The 11,986-nt window shown below is 62.6% G+C and carries 13 protein-coding genes; 7 read left to right on the top strand and 6 right to left on the bottom strand.

The window, feature by feature from the left end; translation table 11 throughout:
• Positions 1-69: 69 nt before the first annotated feature.
• Positions 70-807, top strand: coding sequence for an acyltransferase (locus A5707_RS07835; protein ID WP_065013937.1), 738 nt, complete (start codon positions 70-72; stop codon positions 805-807).
• A gap of 30 nt (positions 808-837) precedes the next feature.
• Positions 838-1,227: a PPOX class F420-dependent oxidoreductase gene (locus A5707_RS07830; protein WP_065013936.1), complete on the top strand. Its 390-nt coding sequence runs from the start codon at positions 838-840 to the stop codon at positions 1,225-1,227.
• A 142-nt stretch (positions 1,228-1,369) separates the two neighbouring features.
• Here the strand turns inward: A5707_RS07830 and A5707_RS07825 are convergent, their stop codons facing one another.
• Positions 1,370-3,520, bottom strand: coding sequence for an MMPL family transporter (locus A5707_RS07825; RefSeq protein WP_065013935.1), 2,151 nt, complete (start codon positions 3,518-3,520; stop codon positions 1,370-1,372).
• A 74-nt stretch (positions 3,521-3,594) separates the two neighbouring features.
• Between A5707_RS07825 and A5707_RS07820 the strand changes: the two genes are divergently transcribed.
• From A5707_RS07820 to A5707_RS23140, 4 genes are read left to right on the top strand one after another with little or no spacing between them, the layout of a single operon-like run.
• On the top strand, positions 3,595-4,101 hold the full coding sequence (locus tag A5707_RS07820; protein ID WP_065013934.1) for a MarR family winged helix-turn-helix transcriptional regulator: 507 nt from the start codon (positions 3,595-3,597) through the stop codon (positions 4,099-4,101).
• Positions 4,102-4,158: 57 nt separating this feature from the next.
• Positions 4,159-4,668: a TspO/MBR family protein gene (locus A5707_RS07815; protein WP_065013933.1), complete on the top strand. Its 510-nt coding sequence runs from the start codon at positions 4,159-4,161 to the stop codon at positions 4,666-4,668.
• Positions 4,658-5,704 (top strand): type 2 isopentenyl-diphosphate Delta-isomerase, encoded by a 1,047-nt coding sequence (fni, locus tag A5707_RS07810; RefSeq protein ID WP_065013932.1) that lies wholly within the window; start codon positions 4,658-4,660, stop codon positions 5,702-5,704. The genes A5707_RS07815 and fni overlap by 11 nt, the downstream gene beginning before the upstream one ends.
• A gap of 4 nt (positions 5,705-5,708) precedes the next feature.
• Entirely contained in the window at positions 5,709-7,031 is a 1,323-nt protein-coding gene (locus A5707_RS23140; RefSeq protein WP_082969331.1) for a glycosyltransferase, read from the top strand.
• Here the strand turns inward: A5707_RS23140 and A5707_RS07800 are convergent.
• On the bottom strand, positions 6,972-7,538 hold the full coding sequence (locus A5707_RS07800) for a MarR family winged helix-turn-helix transcriptional regulator (protein ID WP_065013930.1): 567 nt from the start codon (positions 7,536-7,538) through the stop codon (positions 6,972-6,974). The two genes, A5707_RS23140 and A5707_RS07800, sit on opposite strands and share 60 nt — an antisense overlap.
• A 175-nt stretch (positions 7,539-7,713) precedes the next feature.
• Positions 7,714-8,157, bottom strand: coding sequence for an STAS domain-containing protein (locus A5707_RS07795; RefSeq protein WP_082969330.1), 444 nt, complete (start codon positions 8,155-8,157; stop codon positions 7,714-7,716).
• 179 nt (positions 8,158-8,336) lie between these two features.
• On the opposite strand from A5707_RS07795, the gene A5707_RS07790 reads away from it, so the two are divergent.
• Positions 8,337-9,695: a cryptochrome/photolyase family protein gene (locus A5707_RS07790; protein WP_065013928.1), complete on the top strand. Its 1,359-nt coding sequence runs from the start codon at positions 8,337-8,339 to the stop codon at positions 9,693-9,695.
• Between the two features lie 33 nt (positions 9,696-9,728).
• On the opposite strand, the gene A5707_RS07785 is transcribed toward A5707_RS07790, so the two are convergent.
• From A5707_RS07785 to A5707_RS07775, 3 genes are read right to left on the bottom strand one after another with little or no spacing between them, the layout of a single operon-like run.
• Positions 9,729-10,064, bottom strand: a complete 336-nt coding sequence (locus A5707_RS07785) for a DUF3140 domain-containing protein (RefSeq protein ID WP_065013927.1) — start codon at positions 10,062-10,064, stop codon at positions 9,729-9,731.
• 33 nt (positions 10,065-10,097) lie between these two features.
• Positions 10,098-10,313 (bottom strand): DUF2945 domain-containing protein, encoded by a 216-nt coding sequence (locus tag A5707_RS07780; protein ID WP_065013926.1) that lies wholly within the window; start codon positions 10,311-10,313, stop codon positions 10,098-10,100.
• Positions 10,314-10,351: 38 nt separating this feature from the next.
• Positions 10,352-11,818, bottom strand: a complete 1,467-nt coding sequence (locus A5707_RS07775) for a DUF2867 domain-containing protein (protein ID WP_065013925.1) — start codon at positions 11,816-11,818, stop codon at positions 10,352-10,354.
• Positions 11,819-11,986: the final 168 nt, after the last annotated feature.

The raw sequence follows: 11,986 nt of genomic DNA, 5'->3' as shown, positions 1-11,986 counted from the left end.
TTCTGATTGTCCGGCTACTCCTCAGACCGGTCCGCGGTCTGCATCGGCGCCGGACTAGGATTTTCGGCCATGACGACCATGTGGGGGGCACCCCTGCATACCCGGTGGCGAGGTTCGCGGCTGCGTGACCCGCGCCAGGCCAAGTTCTTGACGCTGGCATCGCTGAAGTGGGTGCTGGCCAACCGCGCCTACACACCGTGGTACTTGGTTCGCTACTGGCGGCTGCTGAAGTTCAAGTTGGCCAACCCGCACATCATCACCCGCGGCATGGTGTTCCTCGGCAAGGGCGTGGAGATCCACGCGACCCCGGAGCTGGCGCAGCTGGAGATCGGCCGCTGGGTGCACATCGGCGATAAGAACACCATCCGCGCCCACGAGGGCTCGCTGCGGTTTGGGGACAAGGTGGTGCTCGGCCGGGACAACGTCGTCAACACCTACCTCGACATCGAGATCGGCGATTCGGTGCTGATGGCCGACTGGTGCTACATCTGCGATTTCGACCACCGGATGGACGACATCACGCTGCCGATCAAAGACCAAGGCATCGTCAAGAGCCCGGTGCGGATCGGGCCGGACACCTGGGTCGGGGTGAAAGTGACGGTGCTGCGGGGCACGACGATCGGCCGCGGCTGTGTGCTGGGGTCGCACGCCGTGGTCAGAGGCGACATTCCGGACTACTCGATCGCGGTCGGCGCGCCGGCCAAGGTGGTCAAAAACCGGCAGCTGGCCTGGGAGACGTCGGCTGCCCAGCGCGCCGAACTGGCTGCAGCGCTGGCCGACATCGAACGGAAAAAGGCGGCTCGCTAACTCCGGATTAATACCGGCTACTTTGGAAGCGTGCCGCCGACATTCGCCGACGTTTACCGGAGCAAGTATCTGCTGCTGACCACGTTCACTAAGGAGGGCAAGCCGAAGCCCACCGCGGTGTGGGGCGCGCCGGATGGCGACCAACTGCTGGTGATCACCGATGACGGATCGTGGAAAACCAAACGCATCCGCAACACGCCTCGGGTGACCATTCAACGGTGCGGCGTGCTGGGAAGGCCAAAGGGCGAACCGGTCGAGGCGGTCGCTCGGGTGCTGCCCAAATCAGAGACCAAACGCGTGTACGAGACTGTGGTTAAGCGGTACTGGTGGCACGCCTGGTGGTTCGTTCCGCACACGATCGTGCGCGGCGGAGTCGACAAGGTCCACATCGGGCTGGAGATTAAACCCGCTGCTGCCTAGTCGGCAAGGTTCAACCGTGGTCACGAAATCGCAGGTTGCGACGGATCCTTCGCTCAGCACATTTTCGAGCTTTTACCTGTCAACTCATAGGGAAAGCTCGACCCCGCAGGCGATTACATGTAGGGCTGCATTTCGAAATTGACTAACGTCGATGGCGCCCGCCTGACGAACCGCCAGTATCCGGCCGGCCAGTCGCCCCCCGCCGTCGATCACGGTCGCCGGCGAGCGTTATGACGCTATCAGCGCGCGGACGCAAAACTGGCCACCAGATCCGATCACCGATCAGTGCGAATAGCGCCGGGATGACCAGCGTTCGAACTACGAAGGTGTCTAGCAAGATGCCGAGCCCCACGATGATGCCCAACTGGGTCAACACGATCAACGGCAGCACACCTAGTACGCAAAACACCGCCGCCAAAACGATTCCCGCGCTGGTGATCACTCCGCCGGTGGCGGAGACCGCGCGAATCATGCCGTCTCGGGTGCCATGGTCCGGGGTTTCCTCGCGGGCGCGGGTAACCAGAAAGATGGTGTAGTCGACACCTAGCGCCACCAGAAACAAGAATGCGAATAGTGGTGTGCTGTTGTCCAGCGCCGGAAAACCGAAAAGGTGAATGCTGGTCCAACCGCCCAAGCCGAGCGCAGCCAGCGCGCTGAGCACTGTGGCAGCCATCAGCGCCGGCGGTGCGAGCATTGCCCGCAGCAGCGCGTACAGCACGACCAATACAACCGTCAGAATCGCCGGAATCAGGACGAGGCGATCCCGTACGGCGGCATCACGAATATCGAGCGCCTGCGCGTCCGGACCGCCCACCAGAACCGTTGGATCCGCAGTGCGTGTCGACTCACGCAGAGCCGCAATGGTTTCGAACGCTCTCGTGGTTGATGGAGCGGCATCGATCACCACCGACCACTTTGTCTGTCCGGTGGGCGAGGTTCCCGATGGAGTCGCTGAGACAACACCCGGCGTCGCGGTGATGGCCTTCTGCACCGGCCTTGCCTTCTGGGTGGACGCGATCACGACCGTCGGGTCGGATGCTCCGCCGGGGAAGTGTGCGGCCAACGTGTCGAATGCGGCTACCGAGTCAGCTCGAACGCGGAACTGCTCGGTCTGGGAGAGCCCGGTGCGCGTTTCGAGTAGGCCGAGGACCAATGCGGCCAACACGGTGACCGCCACGGCGCAGACCGGTCCCGGTCGCCGGCCGACCGCATTCGCCACGCGGTGCCATGCGCCGGTTGTCGTCGATTGCGAGCCGCCGGCGTGTGGAATGAACGGCCAGAAGATGCGTCGACCACACACTCCCAGCACCGGTGGCAACACAAACAGGACAAATAGCGCTGCGACGACAAGCCCGCATGCCGCACAGATACCCAAACTTCGGGTGCTCGGAGTTAGCGCCAAGATCAGCGTGAGCAGAGCCAGCACAACCGTGGCGTTACTGGCCAGGACGGCGGGGCCGGCCGCTCGCACGGCGCGCTGCAATGCCCCGCGATGATTGGCCTCGTTGCGCAACTCCTCGCGGTAGCGCGAGATCAGCAACAGCGCGTAGTTAGTTCCCGCGCCGAACACCAAGACACTAGTGATGCCAGAGGTTGAGCCGTCGAACGTTACTCCGGCCGCCTTCGCAACCTCGGTGCCCACCACTGTGGCGACCCGGTCGGCCAACGCGATCACCATCAGCGGCACCAGCCACAACACCGGCGAACGGTAGGTGGCGATCAGCAACAGCGCGACAACGAAGGCGGTCACCGCGAGCAGCGTGACGTTGGCGCCGGAAAACGCGTTGGCGATATCGGCGCCGAACGCGGGCCCGCCGGTGACCTGCGCGGTCAGCTCCGATGGCAGCCCGTCGGCCGTAGCCCCGCGAAGCGCTTCCACTGCGTCGCTGAGGTCGAACCCGGACAGCTCGCCGCGCAACGGCACGGTCGCGATTGCTGCTTTGCCGTCACTTGACGCAATCACCGGAGACGACGGGCCGGAAGGTGCTTGCGGGATCTGTCGCATGCGGTTCCGGGCCTGCTCCACCGCCGACAAATCGGCAGACGTCAGCGCCGACCCGTCTTTGCGAACGGCTACTAAGATCGCCGAGGTCTGCTCACCTCCGGGAAACTGATGAAGCGTTGCAGCGGCTATGGCCGAATCCGACGACGTGGGCACCGACACCGGTGACTGCCCAGCGGCGCTATTGCCGCCGCTCAACGCCATCAAGGCAGCCGCGACCACAATGACCGCCAGAGCCGCTAGCCACGAACGACGTCCGGTGACGGCGGCGGACAGGCGCTCCCACACCACCGAGAAAGCATTTCATCCATTTAAAAATTAATCAACTGAACAAACTGGTCAAATCGCGGTATGCTGCGGTTCTGATGAATCCCGACCAGGGTGCTGACCGGCGGGAGCTGGAAGCATTGATATCGGCCGACGCGCGTGCTCTCTCGGCCGAATCCGACCAGATCGGCCGATTGTTCGCTGCTGCCCATCAGGTGCACGCCACCGACTTTCGCGCGCTGCTGTACATATTGGTAGCGGAGTCGGGCGGCACCCCATTGACGTCGGGGGAATTGCGTCAAAAATTGGGATTATCCGGCTCTGCAATCACCTACTTGGTAGAACGCATGATCGGCTCCGGTCATATCTGGCGTGACTCTGACTCCGCGGATCGACGCAAGGTGATCTTGCGTTATGCCGATCACGGCCGCGACACCGCTGTTGCGTTCTTTACACCGTTGGCCGCACACACTCACGCCACGATGGCGGATGTGTCCGATACCGAGCTGGTCTCGGCGCACCGGGTATTGACTGCGCTTTTAGATGCGATGCGCCGCTTTCAGGACGAGCTCACATCATCAGCGATGTCGCCGCCGTCGGCGTAGTACGCCGCCAGTCAGGCGGGTATACGACAGCCGAGTCTAAGAGGGAGGAGACGAGCAGTGCGTATCTCGACATTCATCGCCACGGCTGCCTCAGTCGCCGTCGTATCGGTAGTTGGCGGATTGGCCAGCGGACCGTCGGTTCAATCCAAGTGGTATGCGCGGTTGCGCAAGCCCTTCTATCAGCCGCCGGGACAGGTTTTTCCGGTGGTGTGGCCGGCGCTCTACGCCGATATCGCGGTTGTATCCGCGTCCACGATCGACCAGTTGCACGACAGCGATGACCAGAAGCAAGTCCGCGCTTATCAGACGGCACTTGGTATCAACCTGCTCCTCAATGGCAGCTGGTCGTGGCTGTTCTTCAACCGCCACTATTTAGCCACCTCGGCCGCGGTTGCGGGCGCCTTGACCGCAAGTAGCGCCGACTTGACCCGTCGTGCGGTCGCGGCGGGTGGCCCGCGCGCGGCGCCGTTAGGCCTCTACCCCCTGTGGTGCTTCTTCGCCACCGTGTTGTCGACCCATATCTGGGTACTCAATCGCCGCCGCCGGCCATTTCACGATGACCGTTGAACCCGACGGGATCGCCAGGCGCAAACGTCGCCACATCGACGTGTGCCTTGACGGCGACGTCAACTACACGGGTGTGACCACCGGGCTGGAACGTTATCGGTTGCCCTACAACGCATTGACGCAGACCAGCCTCGCCGACATCGACTTGTCGACTGAGTTCATGGGCGTTCCTTTGCGCGCGCCGCTGCTAATTGGAGCGATGACGGGCGGCGCCGAACTCTCCGGCACGATCAATCGGAATCTGGCTGTGGCCGCACAGGAGCTGGGCATCGGAATGATGCTGGGCTCGCAGCGGATCATGCTCGACGAAGCCCGAGGCGAACAGGCCGCAGCCAGCTTTGCGGTCCGCAACGTGGCTCCGGACGTATTGCTATTGGGCAACATCGGTTTGGCCCAGCTGACCAAGGAGGCTGTACCGAATATCGCGAAGGCACTCGACCGAGTCGATGCAAATGCACTTGCGGTGCACACGAATCCGCTGCAGGAAGCCATGCAGCGACACGGTGATACGGACTTCGCTGGATCGCTCAGTCATCTGTACGATGTCGCGGATGCGCTTGATTATCCGCTGCTGCTCAAGGAAGTCGGCCATGGTATCGGTGCCTCGGCGGTCGCGGAACTGACTCGGTTGGGTAATGGCCTACCGTTGGCTGCCATCGATGTGGCGGGTGCAGGCGGTACGTCGTGGTCGCGCGTCGAACAGCTGGTCCGCTACGGGGAGGTGCGCTACCCCCATCTCGCCGAGTGGGGTATTCCGACTTCACGGGCAGTCATCGAGGTGCGCGAAGCGCTGCCTCAAATGGAACTCGTCGCATCGGGGGGCATCCGCACCGGCATGGACGCGGCCAAGGCCATCGTGCTTGGCGCCGACGTAGTTGCAATCGCGCGGCCGCTTCTCGAGGCGGCGATCGAATCCGATGTGGCCGTCACGGATTGGCTGCAGCGCTTCATCGATGAGCTTCGTATCTGCTTGCACGGTTGTGGCACCCCAGACCTGACAGCGCTGCGCGCCATCCGGCTGACAAATCTGGCGTGATGCCGTGGCAATAATTCTCACTTACGTGTCACCGGCACTGGGTCATCTTTATCCGGTCAGCGCGTTGTTGTCGGAACTTGCGAAGCGCGGTCACCATGTTCACCTTCGCGCCATGTCGTCGCAAGTAGCGACGATGCGCGGGCTCGGCTTCAACACAGAGGCTGTCGATCCGCGAATCGAGGCCATCCGCGGTGAGGACTGGTCGACGCAGGATGCGCTGACAGTTTTGTCAATGTCGATCGACGTCCTCTGTCGGCGGGCTGCGCTTGAAGTCGACGATATCTGGGGTGCCATCAGACGGGTACGGCCCGATGTCGTCATCGTCGATGCGAACTGCTGGGGTGCTATGACGACAGCCGAAGCCAGCGGGGTTCCGTGGTTGGTGTTTTCGCCGTTCACTCCATACTTGAGGTCACGTGGTGTACCGCCATTTGGCCCTGGCTTGCGGCCCTTACCGGGAATTGCCGGCATTATTCGCGACGCTGCGGTTCGCCCATTCGTACGGCATCTTTTCGACCGGCCGATGTTGCCGCGTGTCAACGCAATTCGTACCGCCGTGAATGTGCCGCACGTTCGTTCGGTGGACGAGTTGATGCGGCGGGCACCCATGCTGGCAGTCGGCGGCGAACCATTCGAGTATCCGCATCCGGGCTGGGGCGACTCGGTACACCTCATCGGTGCCTGCGCGTTCGAGCCGAATCCGACCTCGGTGCCCGGCTGGATGGCTGACATTGACGAACCAGTCGTGTTGGTCAGCACATCTTCCATCGAGCAAGCCGACGCACGGCTGGGGCGTGTTGCGTTGCAGGCGCTGGCCGACGAGCCGGTTCACGTCGTTGCGACTTTTCCGGCTGGTATCCCAAGCGGTCTCCCGCAAACATCCAACGCCACCGTATGCCGCTTTGCGCCGCATGGTGTCGTGCTTGACCGCGCGATCTGCGCGGTAACCCATGGGGGAATGGGGACCACGCTGAAAGCGCTTGACCGTGGAGTGCCCGTGTGTGTCGTGCCTTTCGCCCGCGATCAGGCCGAAGTCGCACGCCGCGTACAAGTGGCGCGTTGCGGCACCCGGCTGCCGGCTAAGCGGCTCACTGCCGCCCGGCTTCGGGCCGCAGTGCGAAACGCGGTAGCGATGACCGACGGTGCGCGTAGGGTCGCCGCCGGATTCGCCGCGACCGGCGGCGTGGCTGGAGGGGCCGACCGCGTCGAACATTGCGCGCTCTCAGTTCGGCGACGGAATCCGGGTACGTACCGCGGAGTGAGTGACTCAACTTCTGGTTTTGCGCGGCCGAGCGGTGGCTTTGGCACGACGCCTAACGCCGGTTGACGGTTTTGGCCGCGGCTTAGAGAGTTCGGCCTCGAACGTGGACATCGCGTCGATCATTGCGGCGAAGACGCGATGCGCAGCCACGAGATCTCGGTCGCGTAAATCGGCGACGGCGGAACGCAGATGGGCGCCGAGCGGTTCGAAGAACGCACGACCCAGCGCCATACCTTGCGCCTCGTAACGGAGCAGCGATTTCCGGCGATCCGCCGGGTCAGGCTCCCGCCGGATATGCCCCGCCTCGATCATCCGGTCGACCAGATAAGTGATAGCTGCCGGCGAGACATCCATGCGTTGGCGAAGCTCCGACAAGGTCAACGGATCGCCGGATGTCTCAGCCACCATGATGTGCAGTAAGGCTTGGCAGTCGCTGCTGTTGACACCGTTGTGACGCGCGAAGTAGCGGGCGATGCGATCGGATTGCGCAGTAATTGCCCGCATATCGACCGACATCAGCTTTTCCAGCTCCGCCCGGCTCGGCGGAGGATTTTTTATGCCCCGCTTGGTCACCTGACCGCTTCCTACTCAGCGATACCTCGACCAGCCTATCCGGAGCATTCTGAGGTGCCCGGTACGCCCGTCACTTGATGCAGCGTGTCGTCTGGCGTTAGCAGTCCACCACAACCCGAATATGTGCCTGACGAGCGCGGCGTGCCGGCCACCGCCGACACCACCATAGAAGCGCTTATCGTGACGGCGCCCCGGCATCGATCAACGCAAGCCGTTCTACAGCCGCATCCACCGAACCGAAGGTGGGCAACAGGCGGCCGTAATCCAACAGTCGCAGCAGATGTTTCACTGCGTCGCCGGGTACCAGCAGCCACGCAAGACCGATCCGTCGGCAGTGCTCGTCGATGCCGAGAAGTGTCCGTACGCCTGAAAGGTCGATGAAGGCGACACTGTTGAGGTCAACGACGAAGTTTTGGTGCGCATTAATGGGTTCGGCGACGAACGTTCGGAACTGATTGAAGTTGCTTGCATCAATCTCACCGGAGACCTCGACGACCGTGAAGCGCGCAGCGCCATGCACATGCAGTGAGAAGGCCAACGGCCCGGACCGTTGCTCGCCGCGGCAAACACGAAGGAATTTTGAGGCCTCGGTTGGGGAAAGCCCCCGGGATTCCGACATTCGCGACTCCCTGTGACCGATGTATCGGGGACGGTTTGGACCACAGGCTGCGAACTCAACCTCTCTCGATGGTACAGGCTCCAGCGACTGGGCTACGCGAAAGCTATTTCATATTCTTAACTGTTAACCAATGTAAGGTGGCGGGTGTCGACGTTGCGGGAAAGGCGAGGCTGGCGTTCATGACGATCGCGATGGCGCTGTTTACCAGGGACCTTCGGGTCCGCGACAACCCGGTGCTGACGGCCGCACACAAAGCCAAGGGAGCCGTAGCGCCGGTATTTGTGCTCGATCAGGCCATACTTGCCAGCAGCTACCTCACGCCGAATAAGGCTGCATTCCTAAGTTCAGCGCTTCGCGAACTCGACGATGAATTACGCCGAATCGGTGGGCGACTTATCCTGCGGCGCGGCCAACTAGTGACCGAGGTGGTGCGGTTGGTCCGCGAACTGTCGGTTACTGATGTCCATATCGCGGCCGATGTCAGCGCCTACAGCCAGCGGCGCGAGCAGCGGTTGAGTGGCGCTCTGCAGAAGCAAGGTTGCCGGCTCACCGTGCATGCCGCCAGCGTGACGGCATCCGATCCTGGTGCGATAGCTCCTGCAGGCTCTGATCACTTCGCTGTCTTCACCCCGTACTACCGACGATGGGGCCGGACCGCTGGGCGCAAAGTGTTGACGGGACCACGATTGCTGACCGTGCCTGACACACACAGTGAGGCGCTGCCCGACGCCGGACAGCTCTGCGCTGGGCAGCCGTCGCCGCAGTTGGCCGTCGGTGGGGAACGGACCGCACGCCGACTGTTGCAAAGTTGGCTCGCCGGCCCGGTCGATCGCTACGACTCTTGTCATGACGACCTGGCGGCCGATGCGACGTCTCGGTTGTCCCCGTATCTGCATTTTGGGTGTCTCTCGTCAAGCGAAGTCGTGCAACGGACCGGGCGCGCCACCGCGGGACGCGAAGCATTTGTCCGCCAACTTGCTTGGCGCGATTTCCACCACCAAGTTCTTGCTGCCCGTCCCGACGCGTCGCAGACGGACTATCGGGCCCGCTACGACGACTGGCGACGCGAACCGCGGTTACTCGAGATTTGGCGGCAAGGACGCACCGGGTACCCGATTGTCGATGCTGGGATGCGCCAATTGGCCGCTGAAGGGTGGATGCACAACCGGGCGCGGTTGATTACTGCCAGCTTCTTGGCCAAGACCATGTATGTCGATTGGCGGCAGGGGGCCGACCACTTCATGAGCCTGCTTGTCGACGGGGACATTGCCAATAATCAGCTGAACTGGCAGTGGGTCGCCGGCACTGGCACCGACACCCGCCCCCATCGGGTGCTCAACCCGCAGCGCCAAGCGGAGCGCTACGACCCTGCCGGGGACTACGTACGCCGTTGGATCCGCGAGCTTTCCCACATCGAGGGCGCAAAAGTACACACACCGTGGGAGTTGGAGTCGTCTCCCGCCGGCTATCCCAGCCGGGTCGTCGACCACCTCGAGGGTGCTCGCCAGTTCAAGGCTGCGCGCTCCGGCGGACACTAACAGAGCTAGTTGTCACACCGAGCGGCGTGAGCGTCAACCGGACTTCGCTGGGTCGTGACCCCAGTTCATCAATGAGTAGCGCCAATCGGTTTCCTGGATATCGTCGCTGGGACGTTGGGCCAGGTGTCGCTTCGCATAGCCGACGACCTTGCGCATGTGCGCATAGTCGTCGGCGCTCAACTCGGACCGCTTTGACTTGAGGATGGCCACGATGCGACGGCCGCTGACGTGACCGGTTGACTCTTGGCCGCGCCGTTTTTGTCCTACACCGTGCGATTCGTCAGTCTCGAGCCACTTCTCCAGCTCCCGCGCAGTCATGTTGACAGTGTTGTGGAACTGATTCCAAGTGGCGTCGTCGTCATTGGCCATTCCACGTCTCCTAGCGGTGGTATTCGTCGGTTTTCAATCAGTGCGCTTCAGCGCGCTCGGCTTGTGCACGGCGTCTGCGCCGGTCTTGCTACTGCGTACTCTGTATTGCGGCTCGTCCTTTGACGCGCGCACTTTCCGCCCGGCCGCCTCGGTGTCGGAGGTGATCTCCTGCTCCACCTTCCCGTGAACCCTCCTGCCATGACTTTTCCATTTGACATTCCCGCCTTTACGAAATTTGTTGCCACTCATCGTGTTTCTTCGTTTGATTCATTCGATGGCGCAGTGGCTTAACGGCCATGGCTGTTGCTACACGCGGTGGTGATATCATGTGCGATGCCGCTGAACACCGTCTCTCGAGCCGCAGCTGAGCCGGCCCAAAACAGCTGGCCGCCAAGGCCATAAGGCTGAAAGAGCGCACGCTGCCAATATACGGCGCCGCCGTGGCTGCCGGGCCTCGCCGACATTTCCAGCCATAGCCGACCTGGTAATGGAACATCGGCACGCAGCCGCAATAGCCGCGGTCGATCGACACGCTCCACTCGCCACCAGTCAAGGGCCTCACCGGTGTGCACTTGCACACCAGCGTTTGGTTTCCGACGCATGCCCAACAGCCGCGATAATCTGCGGACCCAGCCTTGGATCGGCCACGCCAATGGCGAAACCGACCATCGTCGTTTTTCGGCGACCACCGTTTCAATGGCTCGCCACAACGAGGCCGGATCAGCGGCTACCCGGTGTTGTCGGACATCGTCGTAAAGGAAACCGCCGGACCAGTCCGGATCGGTGGGCAGCGGCTGCGACGGCGCGCTGCCGCCATCGTTCTGTGCCCATCGGGTCCGAAGCTCGGGTTCGCGTACACGCGCCAGCGCGAGTGCTACTGCTTGTTCGTAATGCGTCAGCCCGCCGGCGGGCTCCGGAATGTGGGCCCTGATATCGGATTCGGAGCACACCACGTCGTTCTCCAGCGATTCCATCAAGGAGACCGCCAGCCGGCGCGGAATCGGGGTGATCAGGTTGACCCACTGGGCCGAGAGCCACGGCGTCAGCACCGGGACAGGGATCGCGATGCGCCGCTGTAAACCCGCCACTGCGGCGTACTTGCGAATCATCTCCATATAGGTAAAGCGGTCGGGTCCCCCGATATCGAAGGCTCGGTTTACTGTGTCGGGCAGCTCCGCGGCATGCACCAAGTAGTACAAGACGTCACTGATTGCGATGGGCTGCACTTGAGTGCGCAACCAGCGGGGTGTGACCATGAGTGGGAGTCGCTCGGTCAGATAGCGCAGCATCTCAAAGCTGGCGGAGCCCGCGCCGATGATGATGGCCGCGCGCAGCTCAACGGTGGGAACACCCGATTCTCGAAACAGCTGACCGACTTGGGCACGCGAGGCCAGGTGCTCGGAGAGCCGCTGGCCGTCGGGCACGATTCCGCCGACATAAACGATGCGGGCCATCCTTGCCTCGGCGGCGGCCTCCGCGACAGTCGATGCCGCCCGGTTGTCGAAATCAGCGAAGTCCCCGCGCAACAGCGAGTGCACCAGGTAATAAAGCACTTGCTGCCCGTCAAGCGCCTGTCGCACGCTGTCGCGGTCGGTGACGTCGCCCTCGACCACCTCTACCTGGTCGCGCCACGGCACATCGTCGAGCTTGGCCGGTTGGCGCGCCAGCACACGCACCTTGTGCCCCGCGTGGAGCAGCTGCGGAACCAGCCGCGTGCCCAGGTAACCGGTTGCACCGAACACGACGCACTGCATGCAAACCCTCCTTTTGGGTGGCGATGTGCCCGGCGGGCGGTAAGTCGCCGCTCTGTTCTCCTGGCATTCCCGCTGCGAACCGAACTGAACCCACGTTGACTACTCGAATGTTCACTTGGTTAATAGTTAATTAAATATTGATAGGCATTACGTAGTTGCCGGAACCGA

This window comes from Mycobacterium kyorinense (assembly GCF_001672775.1).
In the GTDB taxonomy this organism is placed as follows: domain Bacteria; phylum Actinomycetota; class Actinomycetes; order Mycobacteriales; family Mycobacteriaceae; genus Mycobacterium; species Mycobacterium kyorinense_A.
The sequence above is the reverse complement of the archived record's forward strand: the minus strand, read 5'-3'. Positions and strand labels throughout refer to the sequence as shown.

Bases quoted from the DNA above. Each gene is read 5' to 3' on its own strand.
- A5707_RS07835 (WP_065013937.1), top strand. From the start codon at position 70: ATGACGACCATGTGGGGGGCACCCCTGCATACCCGGTGGCGAGGTTCG.
- A5707_RS07820 (WP_065013934.1), top strand. From the start codon at position 3,595: ATGAATCCCGACCAGGGTGCTGACCGGCGGGAGCTGGAAGCATTGATA.
- fni (WP_065013932.1), top strand. From the start codon at position 4,658: ATGACCGTTGAACCCGACGGGATCGCCAGGCGCAAACGTCGCCACATC.
- A5707_RS07795 (WP_082969330.1), bottom strand. From the start codon at position 8,157: ATGTCGGAATCCCGGGGGCTTTCCCCAACCGAGGCCTCAAAATTCCTT.
- A5707_RS07790 (WP_065013928.1), top strand. From the start codon at position 8,337: ATGACGATCGCGATGGCGCTGTTTACCAGGGACCTTCGGGTCCGCGAC.
- A5707_RS07785 (WP_065013927.1), bottom strand. From the start codon at position 10,064: ATGGCCAATGACGACGACGCCACTTGGAATCAGTTCCACAACACTGTC.
- A5707_RS07780 (WP_065013926.1), bottom strand. From the start codon at position 10,313: ATGAGTGGCAACAAATTTCGTAAAGGCGGGAATGTCAAATGGAAAAGT.
- A5707_RS07775 (WP_065013925.1), bottom strand. From the start codon at position 11,818: ATGCAGTGCGTCGTGTTCGGTGCAACCGGTTACCTGGGCACGCGGCTG.